Origin of the sequence: Vibrio tetraodonis (assembly GCF_003350295.1) — a bacterium.
GTDB classification, from domain to species: domain Bacteria; phylum Pseudomonadota; class Gammaproteobacteria; order Enterobacterales; family Vibrionaceae; genus Vibrio; species Vibrio tetraodonis.
Window position 1 is genome coordinate 26,719 of record NZ_QLYY01000022.1, and the last position, 24,702, is coordinate 51,420.

Here is a 24,702-nt window from a genome sequence, read left to right on the forward strand (position 1 = left end):
ACAGCCTACATCATGACTACGTCAAATTGCTCTTGAACATATAAAGGTTCAGCTTGCACTTTAACCTGCTTTCCAATAAAAACCTCTAATTCCGCCAATGCGTGAGACTCTTCACCCTGCAAATTATCTGCCACTGCAGGAGAGGCATAAACCACAAACTTGTCCGCCTCATATGCTCGATTCACTCTGGTGATCTCTCGCAAAATTTCATAGCACACAGTATCGACTGTCTTAACACTACCTCGCCCTTCACAAGTGGGGCAGCTTGAACATAAAACATGTTCAATACTCTCTCGGGTTCGTTTACGGGTCATTTCGACTAAACCCAACTGAGTAAACCCATTAATATTCGTTTTTACTCTATCTTTATTAAGAGCGATCTCTAATGAAGTAAGTACTCGCTTACGGTGTTCTTCAGACATCATGTCAATAAAGTCGATGATGATAATGCCGCCTAGATTCCGTAACCGCAGTTGACGTGCTATTGCCTGAGTGGCTTCAATATTAGTATTAAAGATAGTCTCTTCTAAATTACGGCGACCAACAAAAGCTCCAGTATTAATATCAACCGTTGTCATTGCTTCTGTCTGATCTATGATAAGATAGCCGCCCGACTTCAACTCCACTTTGCGCTCTAGTGAACGCTGCACCTCGTTTTCGGTGTCATACATATCAAAGATTGGCTTATCACCATCATAAAGTTCAAGCTTATCGGTAAGCTCTGGTACGTATTCTGAGGTAAACACTTTTAGGTTCTCAAATTCTAATCGCGAGTCGACTAATATTTTGGTCAGCTCTGTACCGACAAAATCGCGTAAAATTCGTTGTGAAAGCCCTAACTCGCCATACAAAGTAGAACGAGTTTTATATTTAGCACGACGCTCATTGACCTTAGACCAAAGACGTTTCAGAAAAGCGGCATCCTGGGACAACTCTTTATCATCAGCACCTTCTGCTGCGGTACGGATAATAAACCCGCCCTCCTCGTCACAATAATGACCTACTACTTTTTTTAGACGATTACGTTCTTCTTCGCTTTCAATCCGTTGTGAGACACCGACATGACTGGCACCAGGCATGAAAACTAGGTAGCGAGAGGGAAGCGTAATATCGGTAGTAAGACGAGCACCTTTAGTGCCAAGAGGATCTTTGACAACTTGAACAACTATATCTTGGCCTTGGCGGACTAATTCCGAGATATCTCGAACTTGAAACTGCTGCTTTTCATTTTCAGCAACACACTCTGTGTGAGGAACAATATCGGATGCATGAAGAAACGCAGCTTTATCAAGACCAATATCAACAAAGGCTGCTTGCATACCGGGTAAAACACGGCTCACCTTGCCTTTATAGATATTACCAACAATGCCTCGTTTTGCTTCCCGTTCTACATGGATCTCTTGAAGGCTACCCCCTTCAATCATAGCGACTCGAGTTTCGCTTGGGGTGACGTTGATTAACAACTCTGCACTCATGAGTACACCTCAATATGTTAAAATTATAAGAATTTGTGCAAGAGCTGGTCTGTTTCGAACAATGGTAGGCCGACTACGGCATGATAACTACCCTCAATACGTGTTACAAAACGTCCTCCAATCCCCTGAATTCCATAAGCACCAGCTTTGTCACACGGTTCACCCGTTTGCCAATATTGTTCAATTTCTTCCTCTGACAGAGGCTTGAACCAAACATCGGTAGTTACAACTATCGTCTCTTGTTGCTCACTACTTACTATAGTCACGGCCGTCATCACTTGATGAGCGCGGTTAGACAATGACATCAGCATCTGCTTAGCCTGGTCCAGATTATTGGGCTTCTCCATTACCCTGTTGTCACACACTACGATTGTGTCTGAACCGATCACCACAGCGTCACTCTTTATCTCTAACCCGGTTAAAGCCTTATCTTGAGAAAGACGTTCAACATATTGTGTCGGTGTTTCATCCAAACTTTGAGACTCCTCTACATCGGTTCGGATAACACTAAATTGATAGCCTAGCTGTGACAATAACTCTTTGCGCCTCGGTGAGCCCGAAGCCAATATTAATTTCTGTTCCATTTTTACCTCACATGCCAATGTCTTCTGATCCTTCGCATCAATAAAAACAGCCATGGCCAAAGAATGGCGTTGATAAGACCACTCCAAAGTAATAATGGATTAAATGCCACCTCTTGAACCAAGTATTCACCAGAGAAGATAAGCACATCTAACATCATAGAAAGCAAACCAACCAGTATGGCTTGCTGCCAAAGTGCCATGTTCCTCAATACTAAGAAGTTCAGTGCGACTAGGTAAATAACGATAGACATCATCATGCCACGTATGCCTAGAGTAGAGCCGAGCAAAAGGTCCCAGAGAAGCCCCAGTACCAGAGCGGTACCAACGTTCACTCTATGAGGTAAAGCCAGCACCCAGTAGCAAGTAACCAAGAGTAGCCAAGAGGGGCGCAATAAGTCAAAAACACCCGGCCATGGAATGGTTTGCAGGGTTAAAGCAATTAAAAATGAAAAGGCAATAACCATTTTGCCTTTCAAGACACTATTCGCCACCAGCGGTTACCTCTTGCGTGTTTTGCGGCAATGCCTGTTGAATTTTATGCTGTCGAGAATCATTTGGCCAAACGAGGAGTAAGTAGCGCAGACGTTCAAAATCAACAACAGGTTCTGCCTCGATTGCCGCAAATTCTCGTGCCGTATCCCGCATAACATTAACCACATGGGCAACAGGGTAGCCTTCTGGATAAACCCCACCAAGACCAGATGTAACCAGCAGATCCCCTTCCTCAATGTCCAAACTAATGGGAATATGATCCAAGTTAATCCGATCTATCGAGCCATTACCTGAGGCAATAACACGAATATCATTTCGAATGACTTGAACAGGGATCGCACTTTGGCTGTCAGTCAGCAGAAGCACTCTACTATTATGCGCTGAGACAAAAGTCACTTGCCCGACAATTCCTTTCTCATTGGCAACGGGCTGCCCGACATACACACCATCTATCTGACCTTTATCAATTACGACTTGCTGGCGATAGGGTGAAGTATCTACCGCCATCACTTCAGTCACCACTTTACGTTCATCACGTACAAATGAAGAACCTAACAGTTTACGCAAACGTTGATTTTCTTCTCGATACTGATCAAGCAGTAACATGTCATTCTTAAGACGCAGAATTTCACGTTTAAGTTTGTAATTGCTTTCCATAAAGTCTTGGCGAATATTAAATCGCTCATACGCATCATCAAATATAACGCGAGGAACATCTGCCAAGTATTGAATGGGCGCCACCATGCTATTGAGAAGATAGCGTATTTCGGCAAAAGCACCTAAACGACTGTCAGCCAGCATAAGGCTGGCTGACATAATGACCGCAAAAAACAACCGTAACTGAAGTGAAGGTCCTCTGCCAAAAATCGGCTTCATTGAATATGAGTTCCTTTTTCACTCAAATAGACCTGACGTTAATTCAGGCCTATTTGATTATTCTTCACTGAAAAGATCGCCGCCATGCATATCGATCATTTCTAACGCTTTACCACCACCACGCGCAACGCAGGTTAATGGGTCTTCAGCGATAACAACTGGGATGCCTGTTTCTTCAGTTAGAAGGCGATCAAGGTCTTTTAATAGGGCGCCACCACCAGTTAGAACCATACCATTTTCTGAAATATCAGACGCAAGCTCAGGTGGACATTGCTCTAGAGCAACCATAACGGCAGAAACGATACCCGTTAGAGGTTCTTGCAATGCTTCGAGGATTTCATTGGAGTTTAAGCTAAAGCTTCGTGGTACACCTTCAGCTAAATTGCGGCCGCGTACTTCTATTTCTTCGACTTCATCACCAGGATAAGCAGAACCGATTTCATGCTTAATTTTTTCTGCTGTCGCTTCACCTATTAAGCTGCCGTAGTTACGACGAACATAGTTAATGATGGCTTCATCAAATCGGTCTCCGCCAATACGTACAGACGAAGAATACACCACGCCGTTTAACGAAATGACCGCGACTTCTGTGGTCCCGCCACCAATATCAACCACCATGGACCCCGTAGGCTCTGAAACTCGAAGACCGGCACCTATTGCAGCCGCCATTGGCTCATCAATCAAATAAACTTCACGAGCCCCAGCGCCAAGCGCCGATTCGCGAATCGCTCTACGCTCAACCTGAGTAGAACCACAAGGAACACAAACCAAAACCCGTGGGCTTGGTTTTAACACACTGTTGTCATGAACTTGTTTAATGAAATGCTGCAGCATTTTTTCGGTGACATAAAAGTCCGCTATCACCCCATCTTTCATTGGACGAATGGCAGAAATGTTACCCGGAGTACGACCAAGCATTTGTTTCGCTCCGTGTCCCACAGCAGCAACACTTTTACCTGCTCTGTTACGGTCTTGACGGATAGCGACGACTGAAGGCTCGTCAAGAACAATACCTTGTCCTTTGACGTAAATAAGAGTGTTGGCAGTACCTAAATCGATAGATAAATCATTAGAAAATATGCCACGAAGTTTTTTGAACATATTCTTCGCTCGTCCTGAAAGAATTAGAAGATAGAAATTTGCACTAAATGTACCAATGCCTAGCCATATCAGCAAGGTGTTGAGCTATAAACATAGGGTGAAATCCGTTATTTCTAACAGATTCCTAACCAAAGTCGAAAAATCAAGCAAACAATAAAGCGTATTTATCGAGTGTGACGTTTTTTTGAACATTAAGAAAAGACGCTAGTCTTGCTCATTCCACCAGATAACGCGATCGCTTCCTCGGTAAATACCAAACTGAACTTGCCCCGACACCGAGTTATTATCATCGAGATTGCCATCATTATCGACATCCTCTCTAAGCCATGGCACCCCGTTATTTTGCATATCAAAAGATGAGGTAATCGACCCCGTACTCCCAGAACCAGGGGCACTAAACTCAAGCCAAGACTCGCCACTGCTAGCCGTGGCTGATGTTAGGGAGACATTAACCACAGGCGGCGTCGGGCTGCCGCTGGTGATAACCGTGTAATCGCTTGAAACAAAAGAAAAGTTGGTGACGCTACCAAAGTTTGTACAAGCATCTGCGGTATTAGTGACAAACTGGTTGCTGTTGTAATATTGAAGCTCTAGCCTTTGCCTCAGTGCAGAAAGCTCAGAGCCATAGGTGTCATTTAGGAGTAACCTGCCCCAGTGTAGCTGCATTGCATTGTCGCTGTTAAAGCTAATACCTAAGCAATCGTTAGTGGAATTCGAATCGGCTGTTTTATAACAAACATTGTCTTGATCGGTGATATCGCTCACACCCAATGTGAGCTGAAGATTTGCTGAGAAAGAGTTTATAGGGCTCACACCTTTGGTGTAGGTGATCTGTTCGTCATTTAGTTGCACTACAGAGGCGTTATTGGGATCTGTAAATCTATCAACACTTGCTACACCTTGTTCAAAACTAATCGATTCAGTGGTATTGGTATCACTATATGTACGCGTTGGCCAACTACTGTCATAACGCCAAAAGTCACCAAACTGGTAATTTGTGACATCAGCACCATTGGTAGCTTTCGGGTTTAGCGCTAAACGGGGAGCAAGGAGATAGCCAAAAGGCTGGCCAATATAGCTAAAGCTGTTGTTGCAAGTCGCTTGCAGCGTAGGTGATTGAAAAATAGACGCCGCAAAGTAGGCGGGGATAAAACGCAGATACACACTTTTAGCGGGTGCAATGGTTCTTGCGGTGCTGCCATTGAATGTGGCTGGAGGAGTAATGGTAAAATCAAATACTCCCACTTCTGATAAAGACTGGGGAACAATATTGGTGCTGCCAGCCACAGCAGAGTGATCATAGCTTACGGTGCTTATTGTGCCCTCTTGAGAAGTTGCAGTATCAGGCGATGCCAATTTATGAGCAACATCGATGCCGCTATGTGTATAGTTGGGCGTTGGCTGATTAGTTTGACCTAGCGCTGTGACCTCTAGGTTAAAGCTTGCACCTGCTTTAGTAAACCAATTACAAAACGCATCGATACTGGTGCACTCTTCTTCAACTCCAGCAGAATTCTTTGCCACTACAGCAAGAGAAGCAGGAAAACTCACAAAATTACTAGCCCCAGTTAACTCCAAACCACTTTCATCGCCAGTACCAGTAAATTTAGCATTCAGTTGTAACTGCCCTGCATCGTCATAATTAAGATTAAACTTGGTTTGGCCATTACTATCAAAAGCCAAGTTAAAATTACCCGCTCCTGACTCACTTGTATTAAGGTCAACATAGGTTCCAGTCGGATCAACAGACACTTTAGGATCACCGATAATATCACCAGCTGTAGGGTTCAAATACTGACTCCAGAGGGCCACACTTTTAGTCACATTGCCAAAACCCACATCACACTTGGTATTACTGTCACCCTGCTTAACTGCGCTTATCGTCACCTCTACGGCTTCAGCAGCGTATTTATCGGGTACATCAATTTCAAAACCACTGTCAGAAAAAACTAGGTCGCAATTTGATGCGCTCCAGCCTCCACTGCCTATTTGGCATAAATTGGTAGAAAATGGTCGAGCAGGTGGATTAGAACCCATAACATCCAGAGTTATTGTGCCAGGTTGATATTTTCTAATGTAAAAGGTCCCTGAACCACCAGTAAAACTCTGTGAATTGCCACCTTCCCAACCGCCACCACCTGAAACAGTCGATGGGTCGAGCGAAACCGTAACCGTATCGGTAAATAACTCACTGCAAGTCGCATTTTTGCAAGCCTGAATCGTGACTTCAGAGCGATTACAAGTCACTCCTTGTCCCGTATGGGTGATACGAAAGTGGTCGATTTGCTCATCGATGGGGCGCGATCGAAGCGCACACACTTCAAAGTTATCAATCTCATGGATGTTAGTGCTTCCGCCAGTTGAACCGGTTACGGATAGTAGAAAATCAGCAGGCACTGCAGCTTGATTAAACTGACTAGCTAAAACATTGACTGGACCAACGATAGACTGCCAACTCCCACTGCCTATTTTCCGTGAAATTTCAACCTGAGATTGATTACTGACTTGCGAATCAACAACAATACGATAACGATGAACTGAACCCGAATTATTATTATCAACAGTAGGAGATAGGCAGTTGCCCCTAGTATTGGTCTGTCCATTATTACATGCGCCCGCCAAATATCGATAACCTGTTTCATCAACCCCAGATCCACGTATAGCAACAGATTGCCGCCTGCGTCCTGGTCTATTCCCTTGTCCGCCTTCTCTAGAAAAGTTACCATATTCATCGATACCAACCCCTAGCCAACCACCTGCAAAACCAGGTTCATTTCGCTTAAAGCCATAGCCCAAAGGGCCCCCAAAAGCACCGGCTCTGGGGGTAATAAGGGCATCAGACAGAACAATAGCAATACCGTCCGCCCCATTACCTCCATAAGCAAAATGATCAAACTCAATTTCAACTAAGTTATCCGCGGCAGGAAAGAGGCGCTGATAGGTCGATGAGGTTGCTTGATTGCGAACCGCCTGTGTAAACCTCAGTCTGTTGCTTACAACTTGAGGCTGAAAACTTCCTTTACTGGTTGAGGTAACCCATAAATCAGACAAAGACCCCGCATTGAAATCATCACTAAAGCATTGTGGTGATGGATTAGAACCACCATCGCACATATCCAATAAGTCAGCATTAGTAATCGCATCGGGATCTATAATGACATCACTATTGCCTCCGATTGTCAACGCCCCTCCTGCGCCAATCGCTCCTGTTATCTCAGCATTACCAGCAACGTTGACTGAACCTGCAACATAAATGATCCCATTGACGTTGTTCTGCCCAGTGATCGAAAGACTACCGGCAACATAAATAAATAGGTCTTCTGGATTACCACCTACGTTAATATCAGCATTTGACAGTGTAAGAGTATCGAAATAAAAACGTGCAGTGGTCCCTGTACTATTCAGTATGGTGCCATTTTTTAGATCACCATCATTAAAGTTCCAGTCTCCAGGAGGAAAATCTACCGTAACACCTTGCCCATTAACCTCACATCTTCCGTTACCACACTCCAAGTCCCCTCGCTTAGCACCAATAACACCTGTAGACGGGAGAACAATACCATTAGGACTTTGATTTCCCGATGGAGGGTCGGTAAAAATATCAGTACACAAGGGGGCCGCATATACAAAGGTGGAACAGAGTAAACTCAGTAAAAAACAGCCAATAGAAGATATCCGTCTCATTGTTTAAGCCCGACTTGTATTACTCTTTGCAATTGCCAATCTCCCACATTGCAGGTGCCTGTAGATGTGAGCTGGAAAATATTACGGCTATCATCAAGTTGACCAACATTGACACAGCTAACGCTCGCCGAGCACTGAAAAAAGCCAGTGCCTTGTAGGGTAATCGATTGGACAGAAAGAGATTGGCAGCTGCCGCTAGATGGGGTTTGATAGAAACGGCTAAGCTCGATTTGAGCAGCAGAGCGCGCCGCCAGTTCCGCTCTTGTTCCGATCACAGAAGCAATAAACTGATCGCTGCTGCGCTCTTGGTTTCGGTTAGCAACTGCGGCGACAAAACCAACCACAACCACAATAATAAATATCACCAGCAACAGGCCACTGCCAGTTTGTTTATGGTGTGTTGTAAATAAGCGCATCATGGTCAAACCTAACCTGCTCTCCGTTATCCTCAAATATCAGCTCCATTTTCACTAAACCGTTGCGTTGCAACTGTGGCTGTTCGACAATAAAGTTCACATCCGTGAGATTACCCGCAACTCGAACTCCAGTATTTAGCGACGCTGGCGCCAAAGACGCTCTGTTTAAAGAATAGCCGGAATAGCGCAATAACTCATTACCCACAAGACAAAATGCTACAGGCTCGCGGTAGAAATACAGACGATCAGCAGGGCTAAGCGTCACAAATCCACTTGATTGGGTCAAAGTCACATCCACCATACTTGTCATTGCCCCACTCACAGCAAAATCAACCGCTGTCAGAACTTGGGCCGTTTGACCAATCGACACCACATCGGATCTAAGCTCAGCCGCACTCGTTGAGTAAACGGCAACTCGCTCATTGGCCGGAATGTTCTTTTCAATTGGCAACACTCGAATTGCAGAAGAAACCGCTGAAGGAGAAGGAAGGTCGATATAAATCGCACTATTGGTAATGGGTAAGATTTCAATGCAATCATTGCTGACAACCACGCTATTAGGCACCGCTTCTCGTATTTCTCTGCGTAGTCTTTCAGTGACGAAACGCCCCTGCAGTACAAGAGCTTCGCGGCTGGCTGAGTCTGAAAAAGACACTAAAGATTGACGAATCACCTCACCGATAAATAACCCTACAATGCCGAGTAAGGTAATAGAAATCACCATTTCAATTAAGGTAAAACCACGCCAGCGCTCTAGTTGCATTAATAGTTCCCTCTGATAACCGCAAACGGGTACTGGTTACCCTGACGGTCAGTTACCGTCACTTCTATTCGTTTATAATTGGTGATGTTGGCAGAAAGCGTGCCTTGCATCACCCCACCATTAAAATCCTCATAATAAACCGCAATAGCAATGTTATAACCTTGATAGCCCTGATTGAGGGGCGCGCCCAGCACATCTCGCGCGCTGCCATTAAAACCATTAAAATCATCAACATCATTATACAGCGTGTTGTTACTCTCTCCTGAACCCGTTTCCGGCCCTAAAGCGGCTGATATGGTGCAAGTCGCCCCTGACACGCCGGACAAAACGCATTCAGGTAAGCCACCATTTGGACCTGAATTATGATCAAAGTTTCTGCCTAGCACTTCATCTATCACGGCACGACCAAGCTCAGCCGCCTTAACGGCCGCAATTTGATCGGCGCTTTGTTTACTTCTTGGAAACAGCGCAGTAGAAACCCCGCCAACAGCAATTGCTAAAATAGTGATGACGATGATCATTTCAATCAGAGTAAAACCACGCGCCTTAGCAACTTGATGCATTGGCATAGATCCCCCCTTGTGCATTGATACAGATATAGCGCTGCGTGCCGGATTGACCAGTTAAAGTCACTGTGCAATCGGAGGTACACTGAGCTGGGCGCCCTAGTCCATCAAAATCAATAAAATTGACATTACCATCAGCATCGAGGCTAAGCTGAACATTGGCTTCTTGGCCATTTACATAACTGCTGTCACTGGTATCTGTGGGAAGGGTGGTGCCGCATGAGCCTGCGGACACCGCTGGCGAGACTTGCATCATTTGGCTATTGCTTATCAACCAACGGCCACAAAATCCACTGCGATTCATAGAGCGAAGCTGAGTTAAGCGTATAGAGGAAAGCACTTCTTGCTCGATAAGCTGGGCATCAAAGCTGCTTTTACCAATAAAGCGACTCGAAGCGTATGCAGATACTATCCCAAGTAGGATAACAATGGTGATAAGTTCAACTAAGGTAAAGCCTTGGTTTTGCTTACTGGACATATCAACCTTGCATGAGAGTGGGTGTATTTTGAGTATAGGTAGTAAATAGTATTGCAGGCGCTAGGACTGCCATAAAGTAAAAGTCTAGCGCCTTAACAGTTTTAATAAGAAAAAGGCCAGCATTGCTGGCCCTTTTTAGCAAGTGTCTAACAACCAGAATCAGTAACACTAGAAGTCGCAACAGCTCCTGAAGTGGCCTGTGTATAGGTCACAGCACAAGTTGCTGAGGGGCTTCCAGTAAAACCGTAAGTAATAGAGGTAGCAGCACTTGTGGCCACTGCCCAATCGGTGTCTAAGCCCGTAACAGCAGCGCCAATTCCAGCGGCATTAGCAGTAGGATAACCAAAAATAGTACTCACTGTTATTCCACCTGCGGTTACATCAGTTGCTGTAGTGGAAGTCTCCAAACCTTCGATGGCGGCCTTGCCATATACAATACCAGCAGCACCATCGATAGCTCCTTTGAGGCCTTGTAAGCTCGCCTCACGTGCATCACCCTGTAGGCTGAGGAAACGAGGGGCTGCTGTTACGGCTAAGATACCTAAAATTACAATCACCACAACCAGTTCAATCAGGGTAAATCCGGCTTGTCTTTTCATCATGCTACATCTCTCTCATCCATTACTTGGGCGGCTATTGCAAGGTGACAATAACGCGGCCTGTTTTAATTTCATATACAAATTGATTGTCAACACCGCCGACTTTTTGGATATAAGTACAGCGTTCATCATTTTCGGCTTGTGCTGAGTATTTAACATTATCGCTACCACTGGCCGTTGTTGCAGCCTCAACAGCTGGAGGGTTTTGCAGTAAATTTTCCATCAAATCAACACAGATATCATCGGTCAAGGCTGCCGGAAAGCTGGTATCACCGGTTTTTTTGACCGCCCATGGATAGCCATCTCGAAACCCAGTATCGGTATTGCTGGCGTTTTTGGCCCTAGTAAGCCAAAATTCCACGCCATCATAATTAACACTGTTGTACGTTTCTGTATTTAGAGTGATTGAAGGGCGAGACTCCGCTTCCCACTGGGCTCGCGCAGATAAAACCCCAGTGGCATACCCTCCTGCAACGCCTTCCACGCTGGCTTTTTTAGCGCTATCTGTGACATCTAAAAAACGTGGCAAGGCTGCCACTGCTAACAAACCGACAATCACAATCACAACCACAAGCTCAACTAAGGAGAAACCTGACTGCTTACTTTGCATAATTATCAACCCGCCAAATAGCTGCTCGAATTATACTTAATGCGCCAATTATAACCAAGTCAAATGTTTTAATTTTTAATCTCGCCATTATCAATACCAATGCTGAACTTACCTTCTACTAACTGAACCCGAATTTGCCTACCCTGAGCAAAGACATATTTACAATCATAGTACCCTGTATCGAATCTCTCGATTATCTGCTGTGGTATTTCATCGAGCACCCTTTGCTCTGGATACAAGAGTTTGAACCAAGACTGGCAGCTAGACGTATTCTCATTATTTGTCGGCAGCAACCACCCGCTGGGTGAGAAAACAATCTGCAGTCCTTCAATCTCTAATTGGTCTGGTTGCCCTTTTAACATCCATTGCTGTTTGTAAAACCCTGCTCTCTCAAGCATTCTTTTACTCGCCAACTGAAAAGCTGTTTCGTACATATCTCTTTGCAATTTTTCTACAGCAGTCAGTAAAGTTAAAAGTAATACACAAATCACAACCAGCCAGAGGACAAGTCGCGATCTATCAGGGCTTATCACCATATCAACCTTGGATAGCATCAAGCATTCCCCACATAGGCAGGAATATACCCAAGGCAAGGATAAGCACCATTGCTGCAACTACTACTAATAATATAGGCTCAATTCGCGCGGTTAGCGTTTTAAGATCATAATCGACTTCACGATCGTAAAAATCTGCCGCTTCAAGTAACAGCTCGTCAATACGACCTGTTTCCTCACCGACAGATAACATCTGCAGTACGAGAGGAGTAAACACTTGGCTGTTGCTGGCTGTGGATGAGATAGTGCCGCCCGCTTCAATCGATGATTTCATCTCAAGCAAACGATTTTCTAGGAACTTATTTTCTAAAGCTTCCGCTGAAAGTGCTAATGATTGATTCAGGGGGACACCAGCTTTTAGCATTAGAGCAAAAGTGCGAGAAAAACGAGACAGCTGGGCACGATTAACTAAGTCACCAATAACAGGCATACGTAAGCGAAATTTATCCCACTTTTCCTGACCATTGGGAGTGCGCTGCCAAGCTTTAAAGGCAAATAAGGCCCCTAGTAGAACCGCCAAAATTAGCCCCCAATAATTCACAAAAAAGTCCGAGGTAGTAATAATGATCCGAGTGGGAAGAGGCAAATCAACCCCAAAACGAGAAAACATACTCGCAAACTGAGGGATAACCTTGACATTAAGAACGAATAAAGCAACGAGGATAAAGCTGATCACAAACGTTGGGTAACGCATTGCGGTTTTGATTCGCTTACGAGTTTCCACCTCCTGTTCATAATAATTTGCCAATTGCAGTAGGGCTTGGTCTAAACGACCTGTATTTTCACCCACGTTGATTAAGGACACAAACAAGGGGCTAAACACTTTCGAATGCATTTGCATTGATGCCGACAAGCCTCGACCATTAGTAAGCTCATGGCCGACATCTTCCAAGGCTTCTTTGAGCTGCTTATTGGCACTATTTTGCGTCAGCCCTTTCATAGAGCGCAGCAATGGCACGCCGGCTTTGGTCAAGCTGTACAATTGACGACAAAATATCACCAACACTTCTAGCGGAATTGAAGGGGTAAATAGAGCTTTGAGGTCAAAATTTAATGCACTGCCACCGCCACCGCCAACAGAGATAGTGGTTGGAATCACCCCTTTATTTATTAAAGACTCTGCCGCAGCTTCTTCGTTAGCTGCATCTATTTGCCCTGCTGCTGCAGAGCCATCCAAATTTCTTCCCTCATAGCGAAAAATTGGCATCTATACACCCTACAGATAAATAGCATCGACAGAGCCTGACGCATCGCCTTCCCCAAGCGTCATAACTTCATCCAAACTCACCACGCCTTGTAAAGCCAGTTCCATCGCCGATGCCAGAAGGGGTTTATAACTTTCAGCTTGGCGAGCAACAGACGCAAACCCAACGGCATCCCCGGCCCTTAACATATCCATCATCTCATGCTCTAATTCGAGCATTTCAAACACACCTATCCTGCCTTGATACCCTGTTAGGTTACAATTTTGGCAGCCTCGTCCTTTGACAAATGACGCTTGTTCTTGATTAGGAAAACGCTGCGCTAGCCATTGTTTTTTGGCCTCTTCTAATTTGTCATCTGTCTTGCAATCTGGGCATACCTTACGGACTAGTCGCTGAGCAACAACCGCTCGCACGGCGCTCGCCACAAGATAACCTGGCGCCCCCATATCCATCATACGCAGCGCGCTATCTACAGCATCATTGGTGTGCAAAGTACTTAAAACCAGATGCCCGGTTAGTGCTGCTCGCAATCCAATTTCAACCGTTTCTTGGTCACGCATCTCCCCAACAAGAATAATGTCTGGATCTTGGCGTAGAAAACTGCGCAAGATTGTGGCAAAGTCGAGATCTATTTTGAGGTTAACCTGAACCTGATTAACACGCGACAAGCGATATTCGACAGGGTCTTCGACTGTGATGATTTTTTTGCCCGGCTGGTTGAGCTCTGTCAGCGCGCCATAAAGCGTGGTGGTTTTGCCTGAACCTGTCGGACCTGTGACCAATATCATGCCATGTGGACGCTTCAGCTGGCGCCTTAGGCGCTCTAATAGATGTTCTGGTAGGCCAGACTCTTCCAGCTTACGCACTCCAGCGGACTGGTTAAGTAAACGCATTACCACAGATTCACCGTGCTGCACTGGCATGGTCGACATACGAATGTCTACTGATTGCCCTTTGGAGCGAATATTAAAACGCCCATCCTGCGGCAAACGTTTTTCTGAAATATCCAGATTAGCCATCAATTTAAGCCGTAACACTAGTGCTGGTGCGACATTCACTTCGTTAAGCAGAGTTTCATGTAGCACGCCGTCAATACGTTGGCGTAGACGCAATAAATCAGCATCAGGCTCAATATGAATATCTGAGGCTCCAACTTGAATCGCATCCTCAAATAGGGAGTTGATCAGTTTGACCACTGTAACTTCATCACTGTCTTCATCTTCAATATTGAAGTCAAATGAATCAGTAACCTGGTGCTCAGCCTGCAATTGCTCGGCAAAGGACGCAATTTCTTTGGTACGCCTATAGTAGCGATCAAAGCCATCAACTAGCTGTTTTTCAGGCGTAATGACGAATTCTACGGTGTATTGTGACATTTGATCGAGCAAAGCTTCTTGAGCCGATAGATCCGCAGGATCGCTCATCGCAATTCTGAGTGTATTGTCTTGACGACCAATCACCATTGCGCGCAGTCGACGTGCATGAACCTCAGGCAGGATCTGTACCGCATCAACATCGACATGCGCTCTGGCTAAATCAATCAAAGGTATATCTAGCTGCCGAGATAAAAAGTTGAGCATATCGCTCTCAGTCAAAAAGCCCAGTTCAATCAGTGTATCCCCTAATTTTCTACCTGAACTTTTTTGTGCCGCTAGCGCTTCTTCTACCTGAGGTTCTGTAATAATTCCTTCTTCAACCAATAGGTCACCAAGACGCTTTCTTAGTTTAATTTGCATCAGGCCGCTCCTCTAACTTACGTATAAGAGCCAAGCGATCGCGAATAAATTGTTGAGACTGACTCGATAGACCAAGTTTACTTAGGGCTTGTTGATACGCTTCTTCAGCGCTGGGTAAATCTAGAGCTCTTTCTTGCTGAATACCTAACCCCAACCACCAACGGCCAGAATCAGGATCCAGAGACACTAGGCTTTGGTAACTGTTTAGTGCTATGTCATCATGGTTCGACTTCTGTGCCAATGCTGCTCTCAGTGAGATGTAATCAACAGATGCATTTGTTGGAACATGCACTAAAGCCGTTAGTGCGGCATCATTTTGATTTTCTTTAATAAGTAACTTGGCAAGAGACAACCTGAGAACCGCCGATTCTTTATTAATTTGAATCCCTTTGTTTAGTATTTCAACTGCCTTTCTCAGATCCCCTTTGCCGTAATACAAAGCTGACAACTTCTTGCGTACTTCAATATTGCTGGGTTCATAGCGAAGAGAAAGATGATATTCATCTAATGCTTGTTCAAGATTATTATTGTCTAATGCTTTGCGTGCTCTCTGCTGAGCCTTTTCTGCCAACTGTACTGGCGTTAATTCAACTTGGTGGATCACCATTTCACCTGACTGAGCTGGTGTATGTTGGATGGGTTTATCTATCTGAGTAACCTTATACGTTCTGGACGGTGAGGACGTTGAAGGAGCCGTACTCAGGCTGATAACAGCGCGTTTTTTTTCAGGGGTTACATGTGTGGAATCCGCCATGTAAATAGTGTCAGTACTCACAGAAGGTTTGGACGTAGGCGATAGTACTTTTTCAGGCACTGGTGATGAGGTTTCAGACTTTGACACTTGCTCCTTTTCAAGTGGAGATTGAGCGGAGAGAGTCCAGCCGCCAATGGCAAGACTCAGCGTAAAGCTACCAACAACCCAAGGAAATACTTTACGCTGTTTAATCGGTTGGATATGCGCTTTCACCACTGGCTCAGACTGTTGCGATCGACCTTTCGCAAGCTCAGAAAGCGCATTATTAATTACACTCATGATATGCTCCACCCCCATATCAACGGGCTTTTAAACTTGGGTTTACAACTGTCATAAGTGTCATGAATAGCGCTATACAGATGCCGGTTGTACACCATTTCATACCCTTGGCTAGATGCTAGCACTAAACACTTGTGACAAATTTGATTAACCAATCTCGGTATTCCTCGACTTGCTTTCCAAATCGCTTTTTTGTGTCCAAGTGTAAATAACTTATTTTCAGCACCTGATTTTTCCAGTCTGTTATCAATATAAGCCACCACTTCAGACAAAGTAAGTCTTCGTAGCTGAGCACTAAAAGTAATTCTCTGTCTAAACTGACGCAGGTGATGTTGCTCCAAGCGAACATCTAGTTCAGGCTGACCGAGCAAAACAATTTGTAGTAATTTACTGTGCTCTGTCTCTAAATTTCCAAACAAGCGCAACACTTCCAACGCTTCATCACTCAATGCCTGAGCCTCATCAACGAATAAAACCACTTGCTCACCCATACGGGCTAGCTCTATGAGTTTAGCTTGAATATCTCCAACAAGCGTGGTGCTATCGGTAGGTATCACATCAAGTTCAGTGGCAATCGCTCTACGTAACTCATCCCCATCAAGAGCAGGGTTAGGTAAATAAACCAGCTGCACCTCTTTATCTAATTGATTAACTAAAATGCGACACACCATAGTTTTTCCTGTCCCCACCTCGCCTGTGACCTTGATTAAGCCTTCACCCATTTGAATCGCAGAATGAACCGTCTGAATAGCCTCATAGTGAGGCTCCAAACCTAAGAATAATTCTGTATTTGGGGTCAAGTGAAAGGGAAGTTGGGTTAAACCAAAGTTTTCAAGATACATAGGCGGTTATTACTCATCTGGGAACCATTCTTCAAGTAGATCTCGCGAACGCTCCAATTCTTTTTGCCATGTATTCACGCCAACTATGGTTGGCTTAAGCAAAATCACTAACTCTGTTTTCTCTGTTATTTGAGTTGTATTACGAAATAAATGGCCTAGCCCGGGTATATCACCCAAGAAGGGCACTTTGGTGGTTTGGTCAAAAGTATTGGATTTCATCAAGCCGCCAATGATGACAACATCACCATCTCGAGCCCGGATAACAGAGTCAGATTCGCGAATAGAGCTTGTCGCAACGGGCAGTGTTACCCTGTCAGTACCGTTGGTAATATCTTTGGTCTCTTCCTTAACATCAATGACAGCAGGGTGAACATGAAGTAAGACACTGCCATCATTATCAATTTGTGGTGTCACATCTAAGGAAATACCTGAGAAGAAAGGCGTGAGCTCGATATCGGTACTAGTATCAGAAGCTGTCGTTCCACTACTAGTATTGCTAGAAAAATCTGTCACAAAATAGCTGTCGTTGCCGACTTTAATGACTGCTTTTTGATTATTCGAAGCTGTCACTCTTGGGCTAGAGAGCACATTAAGATCGCCTTGTGTGGACATAAAGCTAATCGCTGCATCAAAGCTGCCACTCGATATGACCAAATTGCCAGGACCGCCAAGTAAAGATCCGATCGAATCTAAGCCTGGTAAATCTGGTACGGGATTGGTTGGACTGCCCTGACCAAATTGGTAGTTTGTTCCATTCGATGTAAAGGCTTTTGACCAGTCTATTCCTTGCTGGTAGCCGTCGCTTAATGTGACTTCCAAAATTTTCGCTTCTAGGATCACTTGACGATGCAACCTTTGCTGAGACACACCAATAAAGTTTTGCACTTCACGTATTTGATCTGGAAAAGCTCGAACTGTGATAATCCCCGCTTGTGGAGTGATGACGACACTTTGACCTTCCCCCGAACCAATCAACTGGCCTACCGCCTGCTCTAGTTGTGGCCAAAAGTCACTTTCGCTGGTGGTTTCTATCTCAGTTCCACCTTTAGCAGAACTGGTTGTAGAAGAGGTGGAACTATCTGAGTCACTTGATGACGAAGTCGACGAGCTAGTGTTGGTGATTGTACCAGTAGTGATAAATGTATTTGAGCGGCCACTTCGTTTAAACTGTAGGTAATCAACTGGAATGGTCACGGTCCTTAGCCCAGCTGGATATATGTGGATGACTTTGCCTGTTGTCTCAACTTGGTAACCATACAGATCCCTGACCACAGACAAGACCTCGTCGAGTGACACGTCGAGTAGATTGACTGTGATGGTGCCGGATACATCTGGGTGTAGAGCGATACTGTACTCCGTACCCTTTACTAAACTCGTGAAGAAAGCTTTCGCTTCGACCTCATTAGCCTGTATTCTAAAACGCTTAACCGTTTTAGATTCGAGCAACCCCGCTTGGTCAAGCTCCGGCATTAGATCTGCTTCAACAGAAGGAGGCAATATTTCTAGATCACCGATAGCTTGGTCAAGTTCATCTTTTATTTCGACCGGATCACGATGCCCCATTGAGCAACCAGCTAGTAATGCAACAACAACTGCCAAAACGAGTTTACGCATACAATACAAGTTACCTTAATTTTTGATGTCTTGAGTAAAAATCTTTAGCTTCCATTGCTTTCCTCCCCGAGAAATCGTCACCGATTGAGCTTCAATCTGACTGACTTTAAAACCATTTACTGTGTCACCAACCAATACTGCCTTATCACTCAGTACCGCTCGGCATTGAACTTGGTTTGTACACACTATACTTTGCAGTTTAGGCAAAGGTTGCTGTTTCTTCTTATTTTTTGCTTCTATTAAATCAGGCTTTTGCCAGCCAAGCGGTGCAGTGGGATCTTGAGATGCAACCACCACACATGCATAAACAAACAGCACACTACCTAGTACTCTAACCACCAATAAACTCCTGTCTTGTCCCCAAAGTATAAACCTCTAGGGTCACTCGTGCGTTAGGGTAAGCATCGACTGCATAGGTAAAGCTACTCCAATAGTAATTGACCGGCATAGTCTCCAATGTGGTTAAATAAGCCAGGATTGAAAAATAACCACCAGTAAGCTCGATTCTCACTGGGTGCATGAAATACCCAGTCTGATTTTGATTATCAACTCCCATTATCGGTTTAGGTTGCAACGACTCCAGTAACACCAGCTTTAACCCTTGAGTTTCAGCAAGTACCTTGTCTAATAACTGAGCCATTTCGCTGGGTGAAATAAAGTCTTCCATTAGTAAGGCGAGTTGCTCGGATAACCTTTGACTCTCAGTGAGAAGCTTCTTGTACTCTTTGTTCAAGTTTTCATTAGGGTCTTTGTTCAGCTTAGCAGTTACTATCAATATATCTGCTTCTAACCTTTGGAAATTTTGCGATGTCAAGGTGACTTGGCGTTCTAATTCCTGATTTGATTTTACCAAAGGTTCGATGAGCCAAGCCGACATTGTCAAAGTAATGACGACTAAACCGCATATAGCCAACAAAAGCTTTTCTCTCTGGTTTAGAGCTTTAAACTTAGTGTCCAATTGAGTCAATAGAGGATGCATCACTCCCGCTCCCGCTGACTGTTTAATTCAAAAGTCACTATGTCTTGGTCGTTACGTCCAATACGCAATTGCTCAAATGTACGACCGACTAAGTTGACCTCTGATTGAAACTGACCGACCCAATTTGGTATCACTTTAGGCTCACGAGCAAAACCTTGTATATCCATAGTATCGGCATCAATAAAGATACGATTAAGAGAAATGTCCTGGCGGCTTAATTTAGCCAAGGCTTTCATTACTCCCGAATACCCCAACTGCTGAGATTCATCAAACTTGGCCACCGCTTTTAGTGAAGCCTGCTTAGCTTGGATATCTGTTTTGAGTCTTTCAACCGCCGCAATCTTGGCAGCAGAAGGTTTGTGTTTGGCAAGCTTCTGATTAAGTTCGGATAGTTTTTGCTCGGCTTGCTGCTGTTGACTAAGGTACTCCTCAAGATCACCGTTTAAATACGCATGCTGAAAGTAGAGATAACCGATTATTGTGAGCAAAAAGCCCGCGACAAGAGCCCAACCTATGGCTATGTTAGCTAGCGTAAAATATTCGGTCTTAGGTTTAAGTGACTCTGGATACAAGTTAATTGCATTCGGTCCTAAATCAGAGGCAAATTTAACTAAGACCTCTCCCGACTCACACGATGTTTCTGTTAAGGCGGACACACCGACATTTAGGCGCTCATTTAATGCTTCCACTAAGTCATGTAATTCTTCTTCATCACAACACACTTTCATTTTGTGCAAAGAGGTGCCTCTTAGTTGTGATGAAAGATAATCGATAGATCGCTGCAACTCTAAAGCAATACCGTCCAGTTGCAGAACACTGGTTGCTACACCAGTTAGTGGTGACGCTATCCCACGCATGGTTCTCTGGAAAGCACAGTGTTGCTCAACAAAGGCACTGACTCTAAAACTCCGCTGTTTACTTCGCTGTAACAGCAAAAAACTTTTCTCTTCAGGCGCTGAAACGCCCCATACTTCATCTTCAACTAAGACTCGCCCGAGTTGTATATCTAGTGCCAATAGCATTTGTTGCAGCTCAATAATCAGGCTCTTCGCCACTACATAAACTTGCAGCTTGTTGCCAGCAGGCAGTTCTGTCGCATCGGCAATAATATCTGTCACTTTTTCACTGATTAGATCTTTTAATAAAAAGGGCAGGGCCCCTGTTAGTTCCGTTGCGGGGATGTTGGGTTTATCGATTTGATATGTCTGGTAAAGCTTTGAGTTTAGAACTAAGTCGAGAGTCAAATTGGAAATATCAAGCTCATCAAGCGCACTACGCAAGGTATCTTGCCAAGAGGTTCCTTCGACCGCGACTTTGGAAGCTAGATCATGCTTATCTAGCCGTGAAAAATACAGTTCGCTCGGCAAAACGACAACTGTCAAGCAATTACGTACTTGATTGTTAGACTTGAACTTTTCTATTAATGACTGAATATTCATTTACCGCTAACTTTTCGCCACCGATTGCGACGCCCGATCTTAACTTGACTGGGCATCAACGCTTTTGTTTTTGGTGTCACTGTTGGCAACAACTGTTGTTCCGGCTGAAAATAACGCCCTTGAACTCCTTGGACACCTAAACGAATCATGGTTTTGTATTCTTGTTTGTTGTCCACACCAACAGCAATAACTTGTGTTTTTAGTCCCTCACAGGCTCCCAATAGACTTCGAACAAAAAGTTGATTTTCATCACGCTGCTCGATTTGCTTAACTAAACTCCTATGTAGTTTTAGGAAATCAATTGGGAGATCTTTGAGATAGTGAGTACTGACTATAGAACGTCCCGCTTGCCCAACAGCAACTCTACAGCCCAATCCAGCTATCATTTTTATTACTGGTCTCATATAGTCCAAATGTTTAATCAATCTTGCCTCAGCAAATTCAAACACTAACTGTTTGCGTTGTCTTGAAGTCAATTGTAGTAGCTCATACTGAAACCACTTCAGATAACTTCTATCTGCAAATGGAACTACATGTATATTAATAGCGTAACACATTAATTTTGGTGATACTTTTAGAAATTTTATAATAGATGTAAATACTTCACGATCCAATACCGCTTCATACCCAACAGATTCAATAGCTGAACTAAATCGAGAAGCTTTAATCAGTCCTTTATCAGGCTCATTGAGCCTGATAAATACTTCATTATGGTCAAATATTCTTTCTTTATGGGAATCCAACAAATAGCAAGGCTGATAATAGATAACCAACTTGTCTGCTTGGATAGATAAATCAAACAAGGTTCTCCAACGCACATTGCCTCGCTCTTCATCTTGGGATTGACGTTTCTTGAACTTATTCCACGTATTGACGCGTTGTAACTGAGCACTTTTTAAAGCAGTTTCCGCTTCATCTAAAATTCGCTCCTGGCTTTCTCCCTCACGATACATAGTAATACCTATATGTACCCAGTTATCCTTGTCTAATGGTGCTGGAGCTTGCAATTTAGTTAATTGATTGAGGCTGCTTGTGGCAATGTTGGATACATCTTTACTGCCTAGGTGAGGTGCGAAGATAGCAAAGTCTGATTCATAGTATCGAGATAAAATCACATCAGGATAGCGTTGAATAATATTATTTAGACTCTCACCAACACTTATCACAAAATCATCAGCCATTTGTTTACCTGACTCTTCTCGCAACTGCTCCCAATCATCAATACGCAGCAGTAAAACACCACCATGAGAACCATGTTCAGATAAAGCAGCCTCAAGTTTGCTATCGAATAAAACTCGGTTAGCTGTTCCTGTCAGTTGATCTAAAAAAGTTTGCGTACGGATAAAAGTGTCAAAGCGGCTGCGTTCTTGGCGAGCATCTTGTAATTCTTCGATTAGACTATCTAAAGCTTCACTAGCCGTGTAAGGCCATTCTTTAATGTCGCCTTTCGCATATTGTTCTACACGCCCTGCAAGGATCATTCTTCCGCGCTCCTCAAGCAACTCAGATCCAGCCAGCTGTTCCTTTAACCATTTAACTCCGCGAACAAGACAAAAAATAATCAAAATGACAGCCAGAGTAATGGACCACAATGCTTCAAGAGAATAGCCATAACCAATATATGGTGGAACAGCCTTGAAATGAAGGCGGTAGTCAGGGTTTCGCTCCAACTTGTATTCAGTGTCATAGAGCAATGCTGGTTCGACATTAGAAGAAGTATCTATATAGCGGTAAATGGCGCCATTATCAGACAGAAGCTCCATTTCTATGATATTTGAAGCTCTGAGCATTTTAGGCATCCATCGCTGTAGCGAGTCCGCTGCATCTGGATCTTCCAGTTCCTTATCTAAGACCTCAACAATGCCTTGTAATGAATGCTCAAGGTATTCTTGGCCCAAGCGTTTGAATGAAAGAGTTCCACCTAAAAACAAAATAAACATCGCACTAATGACAATAAGAGTAACAAAAGCAACTAAGCGAGTGCTCAGCTTTAAGGTAGGTGTATACCTCATAGATGACGAATTCCTTTTCATGGAAATTATTAGCTCAAAGTCCTAAATAATGGGGAAATGAACTCTGATTATACTCAGTGATAAGTTTATTTTTTTACTATATAAAAAGGCCGCGAAATTCGCGGCTTTTTTCAAGATTCAGATAGTTAGAATGGGATGTCGTCATCAAAATCCATCGGCGGCTCATTATACTGAGGCTGACTGGGCGCTTGATTCGAGGGCTGAGAATAGTTTTGCTGTGTTTGAGGAGCTTGATTTTGTTGCATTGCAGGCTGTTGAGGTTGGCCCCAACCACCTTGCTGTTGCTGTTGTCCCATACTTTGAGCTGGCGCACCGCCTTGAGCACGACCACCCAACATTTGCATAACACCATTGAAGCCCTGAACCACCACTTCCGTTGAATAACGATCCTGGCCATTCTGATCTTGCCACTTGCGCGTCTGAAGTTGACCTTCAATGTAGACTTGGGAACCTTTGCGTAAATACTCACCAGCTACTTCAGCTAACTTGCCAAACAGAGACACGCGATGCCACTCTGTTTTCTCGCGCTGCTCTCCTGTCGTCTTATCACGCCAACTTTCAGAGGTCGCTATTGTAATATTTGCAACGGCGCCACCATTTGGCATATAACGTACCTCTGGATCAGAGCCCAGATTACCGACTAATATAACTTTGTTGATTCCACGGCTCGCCATGTTTCGCTCCGTCTAAATTGATTCACTAACACATAAACAGCAAGGATAACACGCTTTAGTCCATGAACAAATTGCAATCCACGCAATGGAGCTTTCCCACCAATACTCATGCACTATTCTAGAATAAACACCGGTCACTACGTGATTGATAGATCTAAAATTTACTTATTTATATGAAACTTAACGCAATACTGTGATCAAGATTCGCACTTTGAAACATTCTCCTTCACTCTGTGGGCATGTTTCAATTAAGTGTAATGATTAACTTCTATGGCTAAAAATATCTATGCTCGAACGATTTACTTTCTTACCGAAAAAAATCAGCAAAATGATCCTGTCATCGACCAAGTCCAAGAACAGCTGTGCGTTGAAATTCCTTATATTGAGCCTAACGATCTCATGTACGCGATGCAACTACACAAGCATAAGATATTGATGATAGATCATCAGAATTACCAAACACTAAACAATCAAATTCGTGATCTACCACTATCCAATAAAATGTTTGAAACGATTTTATTTAATGTAGAAAAACGGCTAACTACAGAGGAAATACTCTGCTTTGGGAATATAAAAGCCCTATTTTATCGCCATGAGTCTATAGAGTCGATTGCTCGAGGATGTGGAGAAGTCATCAATAGTCAAAACTGGTTGCCACGCAAAGTCACAGCACAACTGATTCACTATTATAGGCACGTCATACTGAGTCAAACTTCTCCAGCAACGGTCGACCTAACCTCAAGAGAAATCCAGATTTTACGCTGCCTAAAAACGGGAGCTTCCAACCTGCAAATTGCGGATGACCTGTTTATCAGTGAATTCACTGTAAAGTCGCACCTTTATCAGATTTTTAAAAAGCTATCAGTAAAAAACAGAGTGCAGGCTATTGCTTGGGCTAATCAGCATATGCTGTCTTAAATATGAGTCAAGGAGCTCAAATCAGCTTTAT

General features: G+C 43.9%; 24 protein-coding genes. 1 reads left to right on the plus strand and 23 read right to left on the minus strand.

Features of this window, described 5'->3' with window-relative positions:
• Window positions 1-5 precede the first annotated feature (5 nt).
• From rng to DPF90_RS16805, 23 genes are all read right to left on the minus strand, one after another.
• Window positions 6-1,475, minus strand: a complete 1,470-nt coding sequence (rng, locus tag DPF90_RS16695) for a ribonuclease G (protein ID WP_114787458.1) — start codon at window positions 1,473-1,475, stop codon at window positions 6-8.
• A 23-nt stretch (window positions 1,476-1,498) separates the two neighbouring features.
• Window positions 1,499-2,059, minus strand: a complete 561-nt coding sequence (locus DPF90_RS16700; RefSeq protein WP_114787459.1) for a Maf family protein — start codon at window positions 2,057-2,059, stop codon at window positions 1,499-1,501.
• 2 nt (window positions 2,060-2,061) lie between these two features.
• A complete protein-coding gene (gene mreD / locus DPF90_RS16705) occupies window positions 2,062-2,523 on the minus strand; it encodes a rod shape-determining protein MreD (RefSeq protein WP_420855782.1) in 462 nt (153 codons plus the stop codon).
• Window positions 2,524-2,539: 16 nt separating this feature from the next.
• A complete protein-coding gene (gene mreC / locus DPF90_RS16710) occupies window positions 2,540-3,427 on the minus strand; it encodes a rod shape-determining protein MreC (RefSeq protein ID WP_114787461.1) in 888 nt (295 codons plus the stop codon).
• 57 nt (window positions 3,428-3,484) lie between these two features.
• Entirely contained in the window at window positions 3,485-4,528 is a 1,044-nt protein-coding gene (locus DPF90_RS16715; protein ID WP_114787462.1) for a rod shape-determining protein, read from the minus strand.
• Between the two features lie 204 nt (window positions 4,529-4,732).
• The gene (locus DPF90_RS16720) at window positions 4,733-8,212 is read right to left on the minus strand and encodes a DUF6701 domain-containing protein (protein ID WP_114787463.1); all 3,480 of its coding nucleotides are present in this window, start codon (window positions 8,210-8,212) and stop codon (window positions 4,733-4,735) included.
• On the minus strand, window positions 8,209-8,631 hold the full coding sequence (locus DPF90_RS16725) for an MSHA biogenesis protein MshP (protein ID WP_114787464.1): 423 nt from the start codon (window positions 8,629-8,631) through the stop codon (window positions 8,209-8,211). The genes DPF90_RS16720 and DPF90_RS16725 overlap by 4 nt, the downstream gene beginning before the upstream one ends.
• Window positions 8,603-9,391, minus strand: a complete 789-nt coding sequence (locus DPF90_RS16730; RefSeq protein ID WP_114787465.1) for a PilW family protein — start codon at window positions 9,389-9,391, stop codon at window positions 8,603-8,605. The genes DPF90_RS16725 and DPF90_RS16730 overlap by 29 nt, the downstream gene beginning before the upstream one ends.
• Entirely contained in the window at window positions 9,391-9,960 is a 570-nt protein-coding gene (locus tag DPF90_RS16735; RefSeq protein WP_114787466.1) for a prepilin-type N-terminal cleavage/methylation domain-containing protein, read from the minus strand. Before DPF90_RS16735 ends, DPF90_RS16730 begins: the two co-directional genes overlap by 1 nt.
• A complete protein-coding gene (locus tag DPF90_RS16740) occupies window positions 9,938-10,435 on the minus strand; it encodes a pilus assembly FimT family protein (protein ID WP_114787467.1) in 498 nt (165 codons plus the stop codon). Before DPF90_RS16740 ends, DPF90_RS16735 begins: the two co-directional genes overlap by 23 nt.
• 146 nt (window positions 10,436-10,581) lie before the next feature.
• Window positions 10,582-11,034, minus strand: a complete 453-nt coding sequence (locus DPF90_RS16745; protein WP_114787544.1) for a type II secretion system protein — start codon at window positions 11,032-11,034, stop codon at window positions 10,582-10,584.
• 34 nt (window positions 11,035-11,068) lie between these two features.
• Window positions 11,069-11,644, minus strand: a complete 576-nt coding sequence (locus DPF90_RS16750; RefSeq protein ID WP_114787468.1) for a prepilin-type N-terminal cleavage/methylation domain-containing protein — start codon at window positions 11,642-11,644, stop codon at window positions 11,069-11,071.
• Window positions 11,645-11,712: 68 nt separating this feature from the next.
• Window positions 11,713-12,198: an MSHA biogenesis protein MshF gene (locus tag DPF90_RS16755; RefSeq protein WP_114787469.1), complete on the minus strand. Its 486-nt coding sequence runs from the start codon at window positions 12,196-12,198 to the stop codon at window positions 11,713-11,715.
• On the minus strand, window positions 12,182-13,405 hold the full coding sequence (locus DPF90_RS16760; protein ID WP_114787470.1) for a type II secretion system F family protein: 1,224 nt from the start codon (window positions 13,403-13,405) through the stop codon (window positions 12,182-12,184). Before DPF90_RS16760 ends, DPF90_RS16755 begins: the two co-directional genes overlap by 17 nt.
• 9 nt (window positions 13,406-13,414) lie before the next feature.
• Window positions 13,415-15,139 (minus strand): MSHA fimbrial ATPase MshE, encoded by a 1,725-nt coding sequence (locus tag DPF90_RS16765; protein WP_114787471.1) that lies wholly within the window; start codon window positions 15,137-15,139, stop codon window positions 13,415-13,417.
• Window positions 15,129-16,172, minus strand: a complete 1,044-nt coding sequence (locus tag DPF90_RS16770; RefSeq protein ID WP_114787472.1) for a tetratricopeptide repeat protein — start codon at window positions 16,170-16,172, stop codon at window positions 15,129-15,131. Before DPF90_RS16770 ends, DPF90_RS16765 begins: the two co-directional genes overlap by 11 nt.
• Entirely contained in the window at window positions 16,169-17,014 is an 846-nt protein-coding gene (locus DPF90_RS16775; RefSeq protein WP_114787473.1) for an ExeA family protein, read from the minus strand. Before DPF90_RS16775 ends, DPF90_RS16770 begins: the two co-directional genes overlap by 4 nt.
• Window positions 17,015-17,023: 9 nt before the next feature.
• Window positions 17,024-18,628 (minus strand): pilus (MSHA type) biogenesis protein MshL, encoded by a 1,605-nt coding sequence (mshL, locus tag DPF90_RS16780; RefSeq protein WP_114787474.1) that lies wholly within the window; start codon window positions 18,626-18,628, stop codon window positions 17,024-17,026.
• 15 nt (window positions 18,629-18,643) lie between these two features.
• The gene (locus tag DPF90_RS16785) at window positions 18,644-18,967 is read right to left on the minus strand and encodes an MSHA biogenesis protein MshK (RefSeq protein ID WP_114787475.1); all 324 of its coding nucleotides are present in this window, start codon (window positions 18,965-18,967) and stop codon (window positions 18,644-18,646) included.
• On the minus strand, window positions 18,960-19,607 hold the full coding sequence (gspM, locus tag DPF90_RS16790) for a type II secretion system protein GspM (protein ID WP_114787476.1): 648 nt from the start codon (window positions 19,605-19,607) through the stop codon (window positions 18,960-18,962). Before gspM ends, DPF90_RS16785 begins: the two co-directional genes overlap by 8 nt.
• On the minus strand, window positions 19,607-21,046 hold the full coding sequence (locus DPF90_RS16795) for an MSHA biogenesis protein MshI (protein WP_114787477.1): 1,440 nt from the start codon (window positions 21,044-21,046) through the stop codon (window positions 19,607-19,609). Before DPF90_RS16795 ends, gspM begins: the two co-directional genes overlap by 1 nt.
• Window positions 21,043-23,058, minus strand: coding sequence for an RNase E specificity factor CsrD (gene csrD, locus DPF90_RS16800; protein ID WP_114787478.1), 2,016 nt, complete (start codon window positions 23,056-23,058; stop codon window positions 21,043-21,045). Before csrD ends, DPF90_RS16795 begins: the two co-directional genes overlap by 4 nt.
• A gap of 146 nt (window positions 23,059-23,204) precedes the next feature.
• Window positions 23,205-23,753, minus strand: coding sequence for a single-stranded DNA-binding protein (locus tag DPF90_RS16805; RefSeq protein ID WP_114787479.1), 549 nt, complete (start codon window positions 23,751-23,753; stop codon window positions 23,205-23,207).
• A 270-nt stretch (window positions 23,754-24,023) separates the two neighbouring features.
• Between DPF90_RS16805 and DPF90_RS16810 the strand changes: the two genes are divergently transcribed.
• Window positions 24,024-24,671 carry a LuxR C-terminal-related transcriptional regulator gene (locus DPF90_RS16810; protein WP_114787480.1) on the plus strand — a complete coding sequence of 216 codons (648 nt, stop codon included), beginning with the start codon at window positions 24,024-24,026 and terminating at the stop codon, window positions 24,669-24,671.
• Window positions 24,672-24,702 lie beyond the last annotated feature (31 nt).

Excerpts from the sequence above, each read along its gene's own strand:
- gspM (WP_114787476.1), bottom strand. The coding sequence starts at position 19,607 with ATGCATCCTCTATTGACTCAATTGGACACTAAGTTTAAAGCTCTAAAC.
- DPF90_RS16700 (WP_114787459.1), bottom strand. The coding sequence starts at position 2,059 with ATGGAACAGAAATTAATATTGGCTTCGGGCTCACCGAGGCGCAAAGAG.
- mreD (WP_420855782.1), bottom strand. The coding sequence starts at position 2,523 with ATGGTTATTGCCTTTTCATTTTTAATTGCTTTAACCCTGCAAACCATT.
- mreC (WP_114787461.1), bottom strand. The coding sequence starts at position 3,427 with ATGAAGCCGATTTTTGGCAGAGGACCTTCACTTCAGTTACGGTTGTTT.
- rng (WP_114787458.1), bottom strand. The coding sequence starts at position 1,475 with ATGAGTGCAGAGTTGTTAATCAACGTCACCCCAAGCGAAACTCGAGTC.
- DPF90_RS16720 (WP_114787463.1), bottom strand. The coding sequence starts at position 8,212 with ATGAGACGGATATCTTCTATTGGCTGTTTTTTACTGAGTTTACTCTGT.
- DPF90_RS16755 (WP_114787469.1), bottom strand. The coding sequence starts at position 12,198 with ATGCTATCCAAGGTTGATATGGTGATAAGCCCTGATAGATCGCGACTT.
- mshL (WP_114787474.1), bottom strand. The coding sequence starts at position 18,628 with ATGCGTAAACTCGTTTTGGCAGTTGTTGTTGCATTACTAGCTGGTTGC.
- DPF90_RS16770 (WP_114787472.1), bottom strand. The coding sequence starts at position 16,172 with ATGAGTGTAATTAATAATGCGCTTTCTGAGCTTGCGAAAGGTCGATCG.
- DPF90_RS16805 (WP_114787479.1), bottom strand. The coding sequence starts at position 23,753 with ATGGCGAGCCGTGGAATCAACAAAGTTATATTAGTCGGTAATCTGGGC.
- DPF90_RS16725 (WP_114787464.1), bottom strand. The coding sequence starts at position 8,631 with ATGATGCGCTTATTTACAACACACCATAAACAAACTGGCAGTGGCCTG.
- DPF90_RS16730 (WP_114787465.1), bottom strand. The coding sequence starts at position 9,391 with ATGCAACTAGAGCGCTGGCGTGGTTTTACCTTAATTGAAATGGTGATT.
- DPF90_RS16715 (WP_114787462.1), bottom strand. The coding sequence starts at position 4,528 with ATGTTCAAAAAACTTCGTGGCATATTTTCTAATGATTTATCTATCGAT.
- DPF90_RS16765 (WP_114787471.1), bottom strand. The coding sequence starts at position 15,139 with ATGCAAATTAAACTAAGAAAGCGTCTTGGTGACCTATTGGTTGAAGAA.
- DPF90_RS16745 (WP_114787544.1), bottom strand. The coding sequence starts at position 11,034 with ATGAAAAGACAAGCCGGATTTACCCTGATTGAACTGGTTGTGGTGATT.
- DPF90_RS16740 (WP_114787467.1), bottom strand. The coding sequence starts at position 10,435 with ATGTCCAGTAAGCAAAACCAAGGCTTTACCTTAGTTGAACTTATCACC.
- DPF90_RS16735 (WP_114787466.1), bottom strand. The coding sequence starts at position 9,960 with ATGCCAATGCATCAAGTTGCTAAGGCGCGTGGTTTTACTCTGATTGAA.
- DPF90_RS16775 (WP_114787473.1), bottom strand. The coding sequence starts at position 17,014 with ATGTATCTTGAAAACTTTGGTTTAACCCAACTTCCCTTTCACTTGACC.
- csrD (WP_114787478.1), bottom strand. The coding sequence starts at position 23,058 with ATGAGGTATACACCTACCTTAAAGCTGAGCACTCGCTTAGTTGCTTTT.
- DPF90_RS16750 (WP_114787468.1), bottom strand. The coding sequence starts at position 11,644 with ATGCAAAGTAAGCAGTCAGGTTTCTCCTTAGTTGAGCTTGTGGTTGTG.
- DPF90_RS16760 (WP_114787470.1), bottom strand. The coding sequence starts at position 13,405 with ATGCCAATTTTTCGCTATGAGGGAAGAAATTTGGATGGCTCTGCAGCA.
- DPF90_RS16795 (WP_114787477.1), bottom strand. The coding sequence starts at position 21,046 with ATGAATATTCAGTCATTAATAGAAAAGTTCAAGTCTAACAATCAAGTA.
- DPF90_RS16810 (WP_114787480.1), top strand. The coding sequence starts at position 24,024 with ATGGCTAAAAATATCTATGCTCGAACGATTTACTTTCTTACCGAAAAA.